Annotated in this window: 18 protein-coding genes; 10 read left to right on the forward strand and 8 right to left on the reverse strand. The window is 68.3% G+C overall.

The genetic code is table 11. The features are described from left to right. Positions 1–57 precede the first annotated feature (57 nt). Positions 58–732, forward strand: coding sequence for a suppressor of fused domain protein (locus OHB12_RS22555; RefSeq protein WP_327110570.1), 675 nt, complete (start codon positions 58–60; stop codon positions 730–732). Positions 733–785: 53 nt separating this feature from the next. On the opposite strand, the gene OHB12_RS22560 is transcribed toward OHB12_RS22555, so the two are convergent. From OHB12_RS22560 to OHB12_RS22585, 6 genes are all read right to left on the reverse strand, one after another. Continuing rightward, entirely contained in the window at positions 786–1511 is a 726-nt protein-coding gene (locus OHB12_RS22560; RefSeq protein WP_327110571.1) for a Clp protease N-terminal domain-containing protein, read from the reverse strand. A gap of 54 nt (positions 1512–1565) precedes the next feature. Then, a complete protein-coding gene (locus OHB12_RS22565; protein WP_327110572.1) occupies positions 1566–2654 on the reverse strand; it encodes an NAD(P)/FAD-dependent oxidoreductase in 1089 nt (362 codons plus the stop codon). An 81-nt stretch (positions 2655–2735) separates the two neighbouring features. Then, a complete protein-coding gene (locus OHB12_RS22570) occupies positions 2736–3665 on the reverse strand; it encodes an RNA polymerase sigma-70 factor (protein WP_327110573.1) in 930 nt (309 codons plus the stop codon). Between the two features lie 347 nt (positions 3666–4012). After that, complete coding sequence (locus tag OHB12_RS22575) at positions 4013–4894, reverse strand: CDP-alcohol phosphatidyltransferase family protein (protein WP_327110574.1); 882 nt, start codon at positions 4892–4894, stop codon at positions 4013–4015. Continuing rightward, on the reverse strand, positions 4894–5619 hold the full coding sequence (locus tag OHB12_RS22580; RefSeq protein ID WP_327110575.1) for a phosphatidylserine decarboxylase: 726 nt from the start codon (positions 5617–5619) through the stop codon (positions 4894–4896). The genes OHB12_RS22575 and OHB12_RS22580 overlap by 1 nt, the downstream gene beginning before the upstream one ends. Positions 5620–5720: 101 nt before the next feature. Beyond that, positions 5721–5993 carry a GlsB/YeaQ/YmgE family stress response membrane protein gene (locus OHB12_RS22585; RefSeq protein WP_327110576.1) on the reverse strand — a complete coding sequence of 91 codons (273 nt, stop codon included), beginning with the start codon at positions 5991–5993 and terminating at the stop codon, positions 5721–5723. Between the two features lie 221 nt (positions 5994–6214). Between OHB12_RS22585 and OHB12_RS22590 the strand changes: the two genes are divergently transcribed. Continuing rightward, a complete protein-coding gene (locus tag OHB12_RS22590) occupies positions 6215–7243 on the forward strand; it encodes a beta-ketoacyl-ACP synthase III (RefSeq protein ID WP_327110577.1) in 1029 nt (342 codons plus the stop codon). Between the two features lie 84 nt (positions 7244–7327). Here the strand turns inward: OHB12_RS22590 and OHB12_RS22595 are convergent, their stop codons facing one another. Beyond that, positions 7328–7783, reverse strand: a complete 456-nt coding sequence (locus OHB12_RS22595; RefSeq protein ID WP_327110578.1) for an SRPBCC family protein — start codon at positions 7781–7783, stop codon at positions 7328–7330. Positions 7784–8012: 229 nt separating this feature from the next. Here OHB12_RS22595 and OHB12_RS22600 point away from each other — a divergent pair, with 229 nt between their 5' ends. The 5 genes from OHB12_RS22600 to OHB12_RS22620 all read left to right on the forward strand — a co-directional run bounded on the left by OHB12_RS22600 (position 8013) and on the right by OHB12_RS22620 (position 12304). Further along, positions 8013–8210 carry a hypothetical protein gene (locus OHB12_RS22600; RefSeq protein WP_327110579.1) on the forward strand — a complete coding sequence of 66 codons (198 nt, stop codon included), beginning with the start codon at positions 8013–8015 and terminating at the stop codon, positions 8208–8210. Between the two features lie 53 nt (positions 8211–8263). Then, the gene (locus OHB12_RS22605; protein WP_327110580.1) at positions 8264–9931 is read left to right on the forward strand and encodes an FAD-dependent oxidoreductase; all 1668 of its coding nucleotides are present in this window, start codon (positions 8264–8266) and stop codon (positions 9929–9931) included. A gap of 14 nt (positions 9932–9945) precedes the next feature. Further along, complete coding sequence (locus OHB12_RS22610) at positions 9946–11439, forward strand: ATP-binding protein (RefSeq protein WP_327110581.1); 1494 nt, start codon at positions 9946–9948, stop codon at positions 11437–11439. Beyond that, the gene (locus tag OHB12_RS22615) at positions 11439–11792 is read left to right on the forward strand and encodes a UBP-type zinc finger domain-containing protein (protein ID WP_327110582.1); all 354 of its coding nucleotides are present in this window, start codon (positions 11439–11441) and stop codon (positions 11790–11792) included. Before OHB12_RS22610 ends, OHB12_RS22615 begins: the two co-directional genes overlap by 1 nt. A 74-nt stretch (positions 11793–11866) precedes the next feature. Then, positions 11867–12304: a hypothetical protein gene (locus tag OHB12_RS22620; protein ID WP_327110583.1), complete on the forward strand. Its 438-nt coding sequence runs from the start codon at positions 11867–11869 to the stop codon at positions 12302–12304. A 139-nt stretch (positions 12305–12443) separates the two neighbouring features. On the opposite strand, the gene OHB12_RS22625 is transcribed toward OHB12_RS22620, so the two are convergent. Further along, complete coding sequence (locus OHB12_RS22625) at positions 12444–12599, reverse strand: hypothetical protein (RefSeq protein ID WP_327110584.1); 156 nt, start codon at positions 12597–12599, stop codon at positions 12444–12446. A gap of 12 nt (positions 12600–12611) precedes the next feature. On the opposite strand from OHB12_RS22625, the gene OHB12_RS36425 reads away from it, so the two are divergent. The 3 genes from OHB12_RS36425 (at position 12612) to OHB12_RS22635 (ending at position 16688) form a co-directional block, all read left to right on the forward strand. Further along, complete coding sequence (locus OHB12_RS36425) at positions 12612–12893, forward strand: Scr1 family TA system antitoxin-like transcriptional regulator (protein WP_442799831.1); 282 nt, start codon at positions 12612–12614, stop codon at positions 12891–12893. Between the two features lie 79 nt (positions 12894–12972). Further along, the gene (locus OHB12_RS22630; RefSeq protein ID WP_327110585.1) at positions 12973–15273 is read left to right on the forward strand and encodes an AAA family ATPase; all 2301 of its coding nucleotides are present in this window, start codon (positions 12973–12975) and stop codon (positions 15271–15273) included. A gap of 122 nt (positions 15274–15395) precedes the next feature. Continuing rightward, entirely contained in the window at positions 15396–16688 is a 1293-nt protein-coding gene (locus OHB12_RS22635) for a hypothetical protein (protein ID WP_327110586.1), read from the forward strand. The last annotated feature ends 48 nt before the right edge of the window (positions 16689–16736 follow it).

A 16736-nucleotide genomic window follows, 5' to 3' on the forward strand; every position in this document is an offset into this window, starting at 1 on the left:
GGCAACGCATTCCGATGCCCCGGATGCGGGCAGGCGGTGCATGCCTATGGTGGCGGGGTGAGTGAACAACCCGGCTGGGATGCCATCGACGGCGCGTTGCGGCCGCTGTACGGCGATATCGAGCCTTTCCACTGGGCGCCCGACCACCCGTGGTCCCTCGGCGGACCCGACCCGCTCGACGGGATCAGCGCATACTCCCGCACCGAGCCGGTGCCGCACTGGCACTACGTCTGCTACGGAATGACCGAACTGTACGAGAAAGAGTGGGACGACCCCGAGGAGTCCGGCTGGGGCTTCGAGTTCACCTTTCGCCTGGTCCGGAAGGCCGACGAGACCGAGCCGCCGGTGTGGCCGACGAACTTCCTGCAGAACCTGGCCCGCTACGTGTTCCAGTCCGGCAAGTGGTTCGAGCCGGGACACACGATCAAGGCGAACGGGCCGATCGCGACCGGCCGCGCGGAGTGCACGATCCACGCCGTCTGCTTCGCGGTCGACCCGGAACTCGGCGGCATCGATACCCCGCACGGCCGCGTCCGATTCCTCCAGATCGTCGGCCTGACCATGCCGGAATACCATGCGGCACAGGGCGGACACGCCCTCGAACTACTCACCCGGCTCGACCCCCACCTCCCCCTGTACGTCACCGACATCCACCGAGACCCGCTGGTCTCCGAGCCGAAACCGCAGGCCCGCTGGCCGCGGTGGGGCGGAGGTCTGCGCGGTCGGGTTTAGCGCGCGGCGATCAGGCGGCCGCCGCCCCGACCTTCCCTGCGTCCATCGCGGAATCAGGATTTCCCAGGCACGATCGACGCGATCAATTCGACCAGGTGCGCTTCGGTCTTCGCCTTCTCGATGCCGAGATCGGTCAGCAGACCGGAGCCGTTCTCCTGTTCGAGCAGGGCGAGCAGGATGTGCTCGGTGCCGATGTAGTTGTGCACCAGACGAAGCGCCTCGCGGAAGGTGAGCTCGAGCACCTTCTTGGCCTCCGGGCCGAACGGAATCAGGGCAGGGACCGTGCCTTCGCTCGCCGGCAGGGACGCGGCGGCGGCGGCGGCGACCGCGTCCAGCTCGACGCCGTTGGCGATGATCTCGTGCACCGCGAGACTGTCCGGTTCGGTGAGCAGTCCGAGCACCAGGTGCCCGACGGCGATCTGCGGGTTGCCCGCGGCGCGCGCGGCCTCCTGCGCGGCCATCACGACCGCGCGTGCCCGGGGGGTGAACCGGGCGAAGCCCGCGTTCGGGTCCATCGCCGAGGCGTCGGCCGGGTCGGGCGCCTTGGGCACGAATCGCTTCTGCGCGGCCTGCTTGCTGACCCCCATGCTGACGCCGATATCGGTCCACGAGGCCCCGGAGCGACGAGCTTGGTCCACGAAGTGGCCGATCAGGTGATCGGCCACTTCGCCGAGGTGATTCGCCGCGACCACCGCGTCGGAAAGCTGCTCGAGCGCGTTGTCGGGACGGGCTTTCTTGATGCCTTCGATCAGATCGTCGAGGCGGAACTGAGATGTCATACGTCAACCATAAGTTGACGACCTCGTCTCGTCAACCTTGAGTTGACGACCGACTCATGGCCGCACGGCTCGCGCGGCGCCGCGCACGATCCCCTCCTTCACCCAGGCCGCGGTCCGCCCGGTCAGCACGGTTCGGCGCGGCGAATCGTCCGCGTGCACGAACTGGAGCAGCGCGTCCCGACGCCCCAGGCTCAGGCACTGCACCAGGTACCGGAAGCGCAGTGGCCGCGGCTCGACCCCGCGCAGCCGCGCGACGGCGGCGTCGGCCGCGTACTTGCCGGTCGGCAGCGCGGTGGCACAGGCCATGCGCAACTCGTGCCCGCCAGGACCGGCGACCACGGCGGCGTCGCCCGCGGCGTAGACCTCCGGATGCGACACCGAGCGCAGGGTTCCGTCGGTCCGCACCCGACCCTCGGCATCCACCGCAAGACCCGACCGCGCGGCCAGGTCGGGTACCCGAAAACCGGTGGTCCACACGGTCGCGGCGGATTCGACCAGCGAGCCGTCGGCCAGCCGCACCCCATCGGCCGTCACCTCGATCACCTCGGCGTCCGAACGAATCCGCACCCCGAGACGCTCGAGCGTCCGTCGGATGTGTGTTCGCGCTCGCGGCGACAGCCATGCGCCAGGCTCCTCCGACCCGAGCAACAGGACCGGCAGGCCCGGATGGGATTCCCCGAGTTCCGCGGCGAGCTCGATTCCGGTCGCCCCCGACCCGACCACCGCGACCGGACCGCGACTAAGAGCGAGCCGCCGCGTATCCTCCAGTGTCGCAACGGAATAGGCGTGTTCGGCCACGCCGGGCACGCTTTCCGGGCCTGCGATGCTGCCGAGGGCGTACACCAGGATGTCGTAGTCGAGAGCATGCTGCGCGTCGAAAAACACCCGCCTTCCCGCCGTGTCGATCTCCGTCGCGCAGGCATGTACGAAGCGAATCTTCTTGCGTTCCAGCAATTCCCGAATATCCCACGCCGGAATGCGCTGCCCGGCCGCCTGCTGGTGCAGGCGTACCCGCTCGACGAATACCGCGCGGGCGTCCACCACGGTGATCTGCGCGTCCCGCGCCGTGCCCGCGAGCCTGCGGGCCGCCGCCAGTCCCGCGTACCCCGCGCCAAGAACGACGATCCGATGCTGTCCGGTCATGATGTGGCTCCTTTCGAACGGCCGACATCCTTCAGACCGGACAGACCCCCGATTCCTGACAGACCACGGCCGTGAAGCGCATCACAGCGAGCGGCGACGGCGGTCCGGCAACGCGCCGATCGCCCCGTACGAACCGTTCGACCTGGCAAAGTAGGCCAGCTTCGCAGGATTGGCGATCAACCGCAGCGCGGCAATCCCACCGTCGGCGACGTCGATCCCGACGACGAGCAGCGGTGCGCCGTTCCCCCTTGCGACGACGGCGGGCGCGCCGTTGACCTCCTCGAGAAGCAACTCCAGGCCAGGTACCTCCAGACGCAGCAACCCCGCAAGGTAGCGCGCCACATGCTTCGCGCCGTGCACCTGCCGCCGGGCGGCCCTGACCACACCGCCGCCGTCGGCCGTCGCGCTCACGTCGGCGGCGAGCAACTGTTCCAGCGACTCGATGTCGCCGTTGCGCGCCGCCTTCAGGAATCGTTCGATCAGTTCCCGGGCATGTTCGGCCGGAATGCCGAAGCGGGCCCGGTCTTCTCGCACATGCTGCCCGGCTCGACGGAAGATCTGCTGCGAGTTGGCCTCGGTTACGTCGAGCATGTCGGCGATCTCGCGGTGCGCGTACCCGAACGCCTCACGCAGCACGAAGACGGCGCGCTCGGCCGGGGTCAGCCGTTCCAACGCGGTCAGCAGCGCGAGCGAAACCAGTTCGCGCTCTTCGATGGTCTCCAACGGACCGAGCTCACCGCGCGCGGTGGACACCGGCTCCGGTAGCCAGGGGCCCACATAGCTCTCCCGCCGCGCCCGCGCCGAAACCAGCCAGCTACGACAGAGATTCACCAGCGCGGTGGTCAACCACGCTTCGGCGGAACGGATCAGGGCGCGGTCGGTGGCATCCCAGCGCAGATAGGTTTCCTGCACCGCGTCTTCGGCTTCGCTCGCCGAGCCGAGCATCCGGTAGGCGAGCGCGAACAGCCGAGGGCGATGCTCTACGAATTCACGCAGCCCATCCGACTCCATCGTCACCTTCTTCCGCCCCGACCGCCGGATACGACCGTACCGCTCCACCCGGCCGCGTGGGCGCGCGCTCGACCCGCTCCGATCTCCGGACACGGCGAAACACGCACCGTCCCGAGAGCTACGAAGAATCGACCTTCTGCACGACCGGGTGTCGCACCGGGACGTAATGGGCGCTGCCGGGCCGAGCGAAAACTCGAGGCAGCCGCTTATGCGCCGGGCCGAGCGAAGGCGAGGCAGCCGCTTATGCGCCGGGCCGAGCGAAGGCGAGGCAGCCGCTTATGCGCCGGGCCGAGCGAAGGCGAGGCAGCCGCCTAGGAGATTCCACCGCCCGGCGGCGGATTTTCCTCTTAGCGCTGCTTGCCGCCAGGACGGCGCAACCGCAGGCGAGCAGACGAACCGCGGATCGCCGGACGCCGGATCGCGGGCAGCCGCCGGTTCGCGCGGCGCTGTGCGCGCCGCTCCGCGGGCTTGTGCTGCCAGGTCTCCGGGCGCGCGGCCACCCACCGCTGGGAATGCCAGGCGAACGGAATGTGACCCAGATACAACGCGACCAGGACCAGCAGCAGCACGATCGGGTAGGTGATCAGTGCCGCCGCGGCCAGCGCGACCAGCACCAGCAACCCGGCCGCAGCCTGTGGCGCCACCGACACCGACTTCATGGCCAGCGTCGGAATCGTGCAGACGCACAACGCCGCCGCGAAAACCGTCCACGCCGCGACCTCGTAGTAGCCGACCCACCAGCCGTCGCCGAACTGCACGAACAGCGCCACCGGCACCATGGCGATGAGCGCGCCCGCCGGAGCGGGCACACCGACGAAGTACTCCCGCGCCCACTCCGGCCTGGTGTCGTCGTCCATCAGAGTGTTGAACCGGGCCAGACGCAGCACGATGCTGACCGCGAACAGCAGCGAGACGATCCACCCCGCGCTGTTGCTGCTGAGCAGCGTCACGTACAGCACGAGGGCTGGGGCGACGCCGAAGGAAATGGCATCCGACAGCGAATCCAGCTCGGCGCCCATCTTGGTGGTGGCGTCGAGCATCCTGGCCAGGCGGCCGTCGAGGGTGTCCAGCACGGCCGCGGCGCCGATCATCGCCAGCGCGATGTCGAGCTTGCCGTCGAGGCCGAACTTCACCGCCGACAGTCCCGCACACAGCGCGAGGATTGTCACGATGCTCGGCAGCAGCCGGATCGTCCGCCGCCGCCGCCGTGTGGGTGCCGCGGCTTCCATCACGACTCGGTTGACGCGAGCACGGCGAGTACGGTCTCGCCGCCGATGGTGCGCTGGCCTGGCTCGACGAGCAGCTCGGTGCCCGGCGGGAAGTATGTGTCGACCCGGGAGCCGAAGCGGATCAGGCCGTAGGTGTCGCCGATCGTGAGCACGTCGCCGACCTGCGCGTCGCAGACGATCCGGCGGGCGAGCAGCCCGGCTATCTGCACGACGACGACCTGCTGTCCGTTGGACGTTTCCAGCACCATGCTGTTGCGCTCATTCACCGAGCTGGCCTCGGGCAGGTCTGCCGAGCGGAACTGGCCGGGCTGATGCAGCACCGTGCGCACGACGCCGGAGACCGGCGTGCGCTGCACGTGCACGTCCAGCACGGACAGGAAGATGCTGACTCTGGGCAGCGGCTGGTCGCCGAGGCCCAACTCCGCGGGCGGAGCGGCGGTGTCGACGAGGGCGATCTCGCCGTCGGCGGGGGCGACCACGGCGCCGATGCGATTCGGCGGCACCCGGTTCGGGTGCCGGAAGAACGTCGCACAGGCCGCCGCGGCCAGCAGACCCGTCCGGCGCACCCACTTGCGTCTGCCGCCGGCCACGGCGACCGCTAGCGGTACGGCGACGAACGGAAGCCCGGCGGGATGCAAGGGGGGAATCGCGTTGCGGACCAGGTCGGCGACATGGCCGACCCCGGTGCGTTCAGGCGTGCCGGGCGGGGTGGGACGGCGGGCCACAGGTTCCTCTTTCGTGCTCGATGCAGACAGGTTGCGCCCTCGACGATAGGACTGGCGCAAGCGTTCACACCTTACGGGAAAGGAACCTGTGGCACCGGCCCTCAGGACCTGACTCTACGCCCGGTCACCAGCTTCACCAGGAACAACAGAATCGCCGCACCGCCGAGGCAGGTGAAGAAGCTGAACCAGAGGCCGCCGCCCTCGACATCGACGCCCAGCACCTTCAAGAGGAACCCGCCGAGTAGGCCACCGACGATGCCGACAAGGATATTGAGGAGGATGCCCTGCTGGGCGTCCGTCTTCATGATCTTGCTGGCTATCCATCCAGCAAGACCGCCGATGATGATCCATCCGATAATCCCGAGTCCGAGCATGGTGTCCTCGAATCACTAGTTGGGTCCACGCCGCAAGTGCATCGGCGTGCTTCGAGGGGATACCCGCCGATTGTGAGAATACGCGCGCCACATGAGCGACTATCGGGCTAATATGAGGAGCCCTCATGTCTACGCCGTCGCAGGCCATGGCTGACGAGGGACCGATTTCAATGCTTCGGGGACAACCCGGCGGCGGCGCCGCAGGTACATAGGAGACGCAGATGGCTGCTCGAATCGCCCAGACCACCGGGGCAGCGCACACGGCGATCCTCGGGCTCGGCGTATACCGCCCTGCTCGAGTGGTCACCAACGACGAGGTGGCTGGTCCGATCAACTCGAGCGACGAGTGGATTCGGACCAGGTCGGGGATCAGGACCCGGCGCTTCGCCGACGAATCGGAGACGCTGCACAGTATGAGCGTCGCGGCCGCCCGCGGAGCGCTCGAATCGTCGGGCATCGCGGTCGACCAAGTCGATTGCGTGATCGTTGCTACGTCAACGCATCTCTTGCTGACGCCGGCCGCGGCCCCGCAGATCGCCACCGAGCTCGGCATGAACGGCGCCGCGGCCTTCGACATCTCGGCGGGGTGCGCGGGCTTCTGCCACTCGCTCGCACTGGCCTCGGATCTGGTCCGGGCCGGTACCGCCGCGCATGTGCTGGTGGTCGGCGTCGAGAAGCTGACCAACACGATCAACCCAGCCGACCGCTCCACCGCCTTCCTCTTCGCCGACGGCGCGGGCGCGGTGATCGTCGGCCCCTCCGACGAGCAGGGCATCGGCCCGACGGTGTGGGGCTCGGACGGCACCCAGCACCACGCAATCCGCCAGGACAAGGACTGGATGGAGTACTTCCACGAGATCGATGAAAAGGGCCTCGACGCGGTGCGGCCTTACCTGACCATGGAGGGCACGGCGGTGTTCCGTTGGGCCGCGCACTCATTGGAGAAGGTGTGCCGCGACGCCGTCGACCGCGCCGGACTGTCCACCGAAGACCTGAACGCGATGATTCCGCACCAGGCCAACGGCCGCATCATCGAGATCATGGCAAGGGTGCTGAAACTGCCCAAGGACTGCGCACTGGCCAACGACATCGAGGAGGCAGGAAACACCTCGGCCGCCTCGATTCCGCTTGCCATGGAGGCGCTGCTGCGCAAGGGCGAGTCGAAGCCGGGCGACCGGGCGCTGCTCATCGCGTTCGGCGCGGGTCTGTCCTACGCGGCGCAGGTCGTGATCCTGCCGACCTGGCGGTAGGGTTCAGCACCGCGTACCTTGCGGCACTCGCCTTCGCGTCGACGAAGGCACGTGCCATGGCATGGCCAGTCGTCACGGGTGCGGCTACGCGCTCGCCTCGACGGCGTTCTTGATCTTGCCGAGCGTCTCGTTCATGCCGCGCACCAGCGCCTCCTCGAACGGATGCTCGCCACCGAGCGCCGCGTTGATCGCCCTGCGGGAGAACCAGGTGGTGCCGTTGGGCACGTCCCGCCGTTCGATCAGCCGGGTGCCGGTCTCGGTCGGCTCCAGTGTGTAGCTCCAGATGCTGCGGTTCTCGTTGATCCGGAAGGCGAACGCCTGGTTCGGCTCATAGCGCACGATGCGGGCGGTGGTCGGCCAGTACTTCTTGCCGTCGCGATTCAGATTGATCGTCCAGGTGCCCGCCTTGGGTGCGCCGAGCGCCACCATGCGGACGCACTGCGGGCTGAACTCGGGCATCCGTTCGAGATCGGAGACCACCGCCCACACTCGCTCCGGCGGCGCGGAGATATCAATGGTAGCTTCGAGATTTTTCGGCAACGCTGCCTCCGGAATACATGCGACGGACCGACGGATGTCCGTCCGAGCGCGTTCGACGAGTCACACACATTTTAATCGGAGAGACAGTTGCTTCTTGATCGCGAAGACAGTTGCATCACATTTCTGCTCGTTGCGCACTGGCGGTGTAATGGTCGGCGCACAATTGCGGATAGATGAAGCATCAGACACTGCCTCCAACTTTCGGCGTACCAACGTGAGGTGATCGGCCGTGAAACTGCGCTCCCTCTTACATCGTCGGCACGCGGACCCGGTTCCGCTGCTTCCCGCTATCGAACCCGTGGACGGGCAAACCGCCCGAGGCACGTCGTCTTCGCTGCGCAGCACCCGTACCGCCGCCCAGGAAGAACTACTGGAGCGACTACTCACTCCGACCGAACTCGATCTCGTCCTGCACCACCGATTCTGAGCCCTCGGCGATCGACCACGACAGACCGTGCGCCGAGGCTCCATACTCGTTAGGTGACTTCTCCCGCTGCTCCGAAACCGGCCATCCTGAGCGTCGATGACGATCCGGGCGTTTCCCGGGCGGTCGTTCGCGATCTGCGCCGCCGTTACGGCGCCGATTACCGGATTCTGCGCGCGGAATCCGGCGCGCAGGCGCTTGACGCGCTTCGGGAGATGAAACTGCGCGGCCAGCCGGTCGCGGTATTGATCGCCGACTATCGGATGCCGGGCATGGACGGCATCGAATTCCTGGAGCAGGCGATGGACCTGCACCCGTACGCGCGCCGCGTACTGCTGACCGCCTACGCCGACACCAACGCGGCGATCGACGCGATCAACGTGATCGACCTGGACCATTACCTGCTCAAGCCGTGGGACCCGCCGGAGGAGAAGCTCTACCCGGTGCTGGACGGCCTGCTGGACGCATGGCGCAGCAGCGAGCACCGGCCGGTGACCGAGACCAAGGTGGTCGGCAACCGCTGGTCGCCACGCTCGTCGCAGGTGCGCGAGTTCCTGGCCCGCAACCAGCTGCCCTACCGCTGGTACCTGGCCGACGAGCCCGAGGGCGCGCGGCTGCTCGAGGCGGCGGGGGCCGATCCCGAGCGCTGTCCGGTGGTGATCACCGCTGCGGGCGCGACGCTGGTGCAACCCACCGATGGCGAGCTGGCCGAGAACGTCGGCCTCACCGTCAATCCCGCGGGCGAGTTCTACGACCTGATCGTGGTCGGCGGCGGCCCCGCCGGTCTGGGCGCTGCGGTATACGGCGCGTCCGAGGGGCTGCGCACCGTGTTGGTCGAGCGGACCGCGACCGGCGGACAGGCCGGACAGAGCTCGCGCATCGAGAACTACCTCGGCTTCCCCGACGGTCTATCCGGCGCGCAGCTGGCCGACCGGGCGCGTCGCCAGGCCGCGAAGTTCGGTGCCGAGGTGATCACCACCCGCGAGGTGGTCGGGCTGGAAGTGAACGGGTCCGCGCGCACCGTGCGGTTCGCCGACGGCGGCAGGCTGTGCGCGCACACCGTGATCATCGCTACCGGCGTCGACTACCGCCGCCACCCGGCGCCGGGCGTCGACGACTTCACCGGACGCGGCGTCTACTACGGCTCGGCCATGACCGAGGCCTCCGAGTGCGCAGGCCACGACGTCTACATCGTGGGCGGCGCGAACTCGGCCGGCCAGGCAGCGGTGTTCCTTTCCCGCAAAGCGCGCACCGTGCACTTGGTGGTCCGGGCCGACTCGCTGGAGCAGTCCATGTCGCATTACCTGGTCCAGCAGATCGCGCAGATACCGAATATCGCGGTGCACACCGACACCGAAGTGACCGCCGCCGACGGAGACGACCATCTACAGCTGATCGTGCTGCGTAACAAGAAGACCAGCGCTGAGGAGAAGGCCGAGGCGGAGCGGCTGTTCCTGTTCATCGGTGCCGCGCCGCAGACCGATTGGCTCGAGGGCGTGGTCACGCGCGACAACGCGGGCTACGTGCTCGCGGGCCCGGACCTGCTCGTCGACGGCGGGCGCCCGGCGGGCTGGGAATTGCCCCGCCCGCCCCACCATCTGGAAACGAGCGTGCCCGGCGTGTTCGTGGCAGGCGACGTGCACGCCGAATCGGCCAAACGCGTCGCCTCCGCGGTCGGTGAGGGCGCGATGGCCGTCATGCTCGTGCACCGGTACCTCGCGTGATCAGGAGGCTCGCAATGACTTCGAATCAGACCGCGGATCGCAGCAGCCGAGTTGTTTGCGACCCCGCCGAACTGCGCGCCCTGTTCCTGTTCGAGAAGCTGTCCGACGAGCAGCTGGAATGGCTGTGCGCCGACGGCCGGATCGAGACCATCGAGCCGGGACTCGTCTTCCGTGAGGGCGAACCAGCCACCTGCTTCTACGTGCTGATGGACGGCGAGCTGGTGCTCACCAAGCAGTCCGGCGGCACCGAGATCGAGCTGGTCCGCACCGAGCACCACGGCGCCTACTCCGGCGCCTGGATGTCCTACATCGGAGACAGGGTCGAACAGACCTACAACGGCTCGATGTCTGTGACGAGGCCGTCACGATTCTTTGTGCTCGACGCGAACATCTTCGCCCGGATGATGCAAGAGTGGTTTCCGATGGCGGTGCACCTGCTGGAGGGCGTGTTCTTCGGTAGCCGGAACACCAACGCGCGGATCGGCGAGCGCGAACGGCTGCTCGCACTGGGTTCACTCTCGGCGGGCCTCACCCACGAGCTGAACAACCCGGCCGCCGCCGCGGTGCGCGCCACCGCGGGTCTGCGCGAGCGGGTCGCGGGGATGCGGCACAAGCTGGCGATGATGGCCGATGGCAAGTTCGATCCGGAATCCCTCGGCGCCCTCGTGCGTCTGCAGGAGGAAGCCGCCGACCAGGTCGCGAAAGCGCCGGAGCTCACGCCGATGGAGGCCGCCGACCGAGAGGACGTACTCGGCGAATGGCTCGAGGGCCACGGCATCCTCGATGGCTGGAATCTCGCGCCGAACTTCGTGCAGGCCGGGTTCGACGCGGACTGGCTCGAGCGCGTGGGGGCCACTCTGGAGGGCGCTCCGGAGCAGGTCTTCCAGGGCGCGATCCGCTGGCTGAACTACACCATCGAGACCGAGTTGCTGATGAACGAGATCGCCGACTCGACCACGCGCATCTCCTCGCTGGTCGACGCGGCGAAGCAGTACTCGCAGATGGACAGGGCGCCGTTCCAGGTGGTCGACATCCACGAGCTGCTGGACAGCACGCTGGTCATGCTCAGCCGCAAGATCGGCGACGAGCTGCAGGTGGTCAAGGAGTACGACCGGACGCTGCCGCAAGTGCCCTGCTTCGCGGCGGAACTGAACCAGGTGTGGACCAATCTGATCGACAACGCGGTGTACGCGATGAATGGAAACGGCACGTTGACCATCCGCACCAGGCACGAGAAAGACTGCGCCGTCGTGGAGATCGGCGACACCGGGCCCGGCATCCCGCCGGAGGACCGCAGCCGGATCTTCGAACCGTTCTTCACGACCAAGCCGATGGGCGAGGGCACCGGGCTCGGCCTGGACATCTCGTTCCGGATCGTGGTGAACAAGCACAGCGGCGACATCCAGGTGGACTCCGAGCCAGGCGACACCAGGTTCACCGTCTGGCTGCCGCTGCACCGGCCCGAGGACGATCAGGCCGAACTGGAATCGAACGCAGGAGGGCACTGATGACAGAGCAGCTCGAGGGCATCGATCTCGCGGCACAACCCAGCGGGCCCGGTTGCCTGGAATGCGAAGCGAACCGCGGCTGGTGGGTCCACCTGCGTCGCTGCGCCCAGTGCGGCCACGTCGGCTGCTGCGACACCTCGCCCGCGCAGCATGCCACCAAGCACGCGAAAGACACCGGGCACCCGTTCATCCAGAGCTTCGAGCCGGGCGAGAACTGGTACTACAACTTCCACACCGAAGAAATGTACGGTGGCGGGCCGGAATTGGCCCCACCGCACAGCCACCCGGCGGATCAAGGCGTGCCCGGCCCCCATGACCGGGTTCCCGCGGACTGGCAGGCACGCATCCACTGATCCGGGCCGACCCGGTACGCTGCACCGAACGCGCCGGAGGCTCCGGCACATCGATCCACCCGGGAAAGCACGGTATGAAGCGAACTTCCGCCATCGTCCTGGCCGTCGGGACGGTCGGTTTCCTGCTGGTAGGTTGCGGCGGGCAGGACGAGTCCACCGCGAACGGATTGCGCGACGACTCGTCGAGCACCAGCACCACTACTACCCCCGCCACGCACACGACCGGCGCTCCTGGGACCACGGCGCCGAGCACCGACGCGGACAGTCCGACCACCACGACGAAGCAGAACGATTCCTCCCTCGGCCCCGCGTCGAGCACCACCTGCGGCGAGTTCAAGAAGCTGGACAGCGAGGGTGAGAAAACGCTGATCGAGCAGATCCTCGCGGAGAACCCGGGCAGCCCGTTCGAGGGCAGCCCGAATGTCGCCCTCGGCACCGCCAAGCTGGTCTGCTTGTCGCCGAGCGTGGCGGACACGTCGGTCGCGGTAGCCGCCGGAATTGTGAAGAAATAGCCGAGCGGTAGATCACGCTCGCACGGTCGCACACCGCCCTGGATGAACAGCCGTACCCGTCGATCCTCGCCATTGCCGACGACTACCCACCGGTATGGGCTGTCGCGCGTGTTGTGAAATACGGCCGCGGACAAGGCGCTCACTCACAGACCGCTACGTAGCGCGAGAATTCGGCGTCCTCGGCGTCCTCGGCGTCCTCGGCGTACAGGAGCAGGTTCACGCCCTCTGGTTCCAATGCTTGCCGCATCCCGAGCCGGGCGGGCCTGTCGGTGCACGACGCTACAGTCCTTGGCACGGAAGCGATTTCATGCTGCACGAGAAACATGCCGCCATCTCGCTCCATACTGTGTCGACCGCGTGGAAGGTGACAATCCTCCCCGGTCTACTTCAGACCCCCACGTATCGCTGCGCGCTAGCCTGGTCGGAAATACCGAAATTGTCCCCCGAGGCAGTCGAAGGACGTATCGAACTGGCCACCCGTAGACAGGCCCGCCTCGAAGATCCGGAACTCACAGTTGATGTCCTACTGCATGAATCTGCCCTCAACGGATTCGTCAGGCCCGGTCCGCGTCCCTCGGATCGGGCCTGATCGATGTCTGGAGCAGCTTCCGGTCTCAGATGGATTCCACGGCCCGCTTACCGACCGCAGTATCGCGCGGCAGAATGGCATGGTGGCAGAACTCGAGCTCACCGCCCGACTGAATCCCTCCGCGGCCGACGCCCGGCGTGGTGTGGTGCGGCTGCATCCGGAGGCGCTGACCGCGCTCGGGCTACGGGAGTGGGACGGGATCGCGCTAGTGGGGTCGCGGCGCACGGCCGCGGTGGCCGGTGTCGCACCCAAGGGAACGCCCGCCGGGATCGCTCTGCTCGACGACGTGACGCTGTCGAACGCCGGGCTGCGTGAGGACGCGACGGTGGTGGTCGCCCCGGCGACGGTGTGCGGCGCCAGACAGATCTCGCTGAGCGGTTCGGTGCACGCCACCCGCACCATTCCGGCCGCGACACTGCGTCAGGCGCTGCTGGGCAAGGTCGTCACGGTGGGCGACGCGGTCTCCCTGCTTCCACGCGACCTCGGCCCCGACATCAGCTCCTCGGCGGCCACCCAGGCGCTCTCGCGCACCTTCGGCATCGCGTGGACCACCGAGTTGCTCACCGTCACCGCCACCGATCCGCGCGGACCGGTGAGCGTGCAGCCGAACACCGCGGCCGTCTGGGGCGCGGGCGTTGTCGCCGCCAGGACCGCCGCCGATCTGGCCCTGGCCGGAACGCCGATTCCAGCGGGTGAGTCCTCGCGCGGCGCCACCGAGGCCGCCGCGTTCGAGACGGCCGCGGGAACGAATGGCGCACCGGCGGGCAGACACGCGCCGACCACAGACACGCCGAGCGTCACGGTCGAGGATTTGGCGGGTGTGCGCGGGCATGCCGCGAAGCTCGGCGAATGGCTCAGCCTCGCGTTGGACGAACCCGAACTGTTGCGAACACTGGGTGCGACACCGCATCTCGGCGTGCTGATCACCGGACCCGCGGGCGTCGGCAAAGCCACACTGGCGCGCGCCGTCACAGCGCCGCGCCGCATCGTCGAGCTGGACGGCCCCACCATCGGCGCGGCCGAGAGCGGCGCGCGTCTGCGCGAAGTCGCCCAGGGGGTGGCCGACGTCAGCTCCGGCCAGGGCGGCATCCTGCTCATCACCGACATCGACGCGTTGCTACCCGCGGACGCCGATCCGGTGGCCACCCTCATCCTCGACCAGCTGCGCGCCGCGGTCAGCGAGCCGTCCGTCGCGTTCCTGGCGACCACCGCGCATCCGGCCGGCATCGACGCGCGGCTGCGGGCACCCGACCTGTGCGACCGCGAACTCACACTGCCGCTGCCCACCGCCGCCGTGCGCAAGGCATTACTCGAACAGCTGCTGCGCCGGGTGCCGACCGGGGAGCTGAAACTCGATGAGATCGTGGCGCGCACACCAGGATTCGTGGCGTCCGATCTTGCCGCGCTGTGCCGTGAGGCGGCGCTGCGCGCGGCGTCGCGGGCCAGCAAGAACCACGGTGACCCGCAACTCACCCAGCCGGATCTCTTCGGCGCGCTCGAGGTGATCCGGCCGCTGTCGCGTTCGGGCATGGAGGAACTCGCCATCGGCAGTCTCGCGCTCGACGACGTCGGCGACATGGTGGAGACCAAGCAGGCGCTCACCGAATCGGTGTTGTGGCCGCTGCGCCACCCGGACTCGTTCGCTCGCCTCGGCATCGACCCGCCGCGCGGTGTGCTGCTCTATGGCCCGCCCGGCTGCGGCAAAACCTTCCTGGTGCGCGCGCTGGCGGGCAGCGGGCAGCTCAGCGTGCATGCGGTGAAGGGCGCCGAGCTGCTGGACAAGTGGGTCGGCTCGTCGGAGCGGGCGGTGCGCGAATTGTTCCAGCGCGCCCGCGATTCCGCGCCGTCACTGATCTTCCTGGACGAGGTGGACGCGCTGGCTCCGCGCCGCGGCCAGAGCGCCGACTCCGGGGTCGGCGACCGGGTGGTCGCCGCACTGCTCACCGAACTCGACGGTGTGGAGCCGCTGCGCGACGTGGTGGTGCTCGGCGCGACCAACCGGCCGGAGCTGATCGACCAGGCGCTGCTGCGGCCGGGCAGGCTGGAACGGCTGGTCTTCGTGCCACCGCCGGACGCGGCCGCGCGGCACGAGATCCTGTGCACGTCGGGCCGCGCGGTGCCGCTGGCCGACGACGTCGACCTCGCCGCGCTCGCGCGCGAACTGGACGGCTATTCGGCCGCCGACTGCACCGCCGTACTGCGCGAGGCCGCGCTCGCCGCGATGCGGCGGGACATGGACGCCGCCGACGTCACCGCGGCCGACGTGGCAGCCGCCAAGGCGGCGGTACGGCCCTCGCTCGACCCGCTCCAGATCGATTCGCTGCGCCGCTATGCGGAGACGCGCGGTCAGGCGGCAGGCAGCGAAGGCCGCTACCTCTAGCCGACCTTCGGGCAACTTCTGGTAAACCAGAATTTCCCGGCATTTTCGCGCCATCGATATGCGTCAGCGAATAGATGGCAATCGCCAGTTTCGCGCGATGAACGCAGGTATCTTCGACAACCGTGCGCAGGATCGGCGAGGCGGTCGACGCGACAACGGCCTTCATCGGAGCCGCGGTCGCGGGGATCACGTTGTTCCTGCCCGTCGCCTTCACCGTCGCGACTCCGACGACGGATCAGCGGATTTCCAGCCTGATGAACAGCGGGGCGCGCGCCGCCGCGCTGGCCGTGATCATCGCCGTCACCGTGGCCGTGCTGATCACCACCACGACCCGGCCGGTGACGGGGTGGGCGACAGCACTGGCGGGCGCGGTCGGGCAGCTGATCAATCACTTCGCCGGACGCCACGCTTCCTCCGCCGACATGCTGACCACGGAGAATTACATCGACTCGGTGTGTGGCGCGATACTGCTCGGCGCGTTGGGCGCGGTGGTGCTGCGCAGGCCGCTGCCCGCCGCGGCCTTCGCGGTGGGCGGCGTCGCATTCTTCGTCTTCGGCGATCTCGCGGAGCTGCTCGACACCGACACGGACCCGTCCGTGGTGCTGGAGACCCCACCGCGCTGGTTGATCGGAGTGACCGTCGCGCTGCTGATTTTCAGCACTTTGCGCAACTGGTCGCGGACGGAGGAGCAGAAGACGCCGCGGATGGCGATCGCGCTGCCGGTGACCCCGATCCTCGCGGCCATGGTGCTTGCACCGGTCGTGCTGGCGGGCACCGAATGGCTGGGCCGCCAGTTCAGCAAGATGCCCGACGAGGGCCACGTGGTCGAGATCGGGATCACAGTGGCCGCGATACTCGTCGCCGCGACCGCCGCCGCCATGCTGCTGCCCGGCCGGGACGGCATCGCCGTGTATCTGGCCGTGAGCCTCATCACCACCGTCGACGCGGTCGGCTACACGGTCCGGCCGGGTTGGGTTGTGTGCATCCTCATCGCGCTGACCGCTCTCGGCGTCGCCGGCGGAGCTCGGCTGCCCTCGACGGCCATCGCCATCCTGCTCGTCGCGGGCATCGCGGTGTTCGCGGTGGTCACGTCGACGGCGATGAGCCGAGTCGGCTCCGCGACGATCAGCGCGGTCATCGCATTGACGGCGGGCTACTGCTGCGGCACCGCGCGCCCGCACTATGGGCCGAGCGGCGTGCTGGCGATCGCCGCGCTGTACCTCCCTTCGGTCACCTCGGTGCTGCCGAACAAGGTCGAGAACGACGTGCCGGTCCATGACGCGACACCGGGGTGGGCCGCACTCGCCATCGTCATTGGTTGCGCGGTCGGACTCGCCACGCTGCTCCGACTGAGACCGCAAACCCTGCGGCTCGAGAAGGGGCAACCCAAGAGCGAATCGGTAGCGGACATATAGCTTCGATGGAAGCGGATGGCCTACGCCATACTCACCCGCCCCGCGAAA

The sequence above is a fragment of the Nocardia sp. NBC_01730 genome (assembly GCF_035920445.1).
Classification (GTDB): Bacteria; Actinomycetota; Actinomycetes; order Mycobacteriales; family Mycobacteriaceae; genus Nocardia.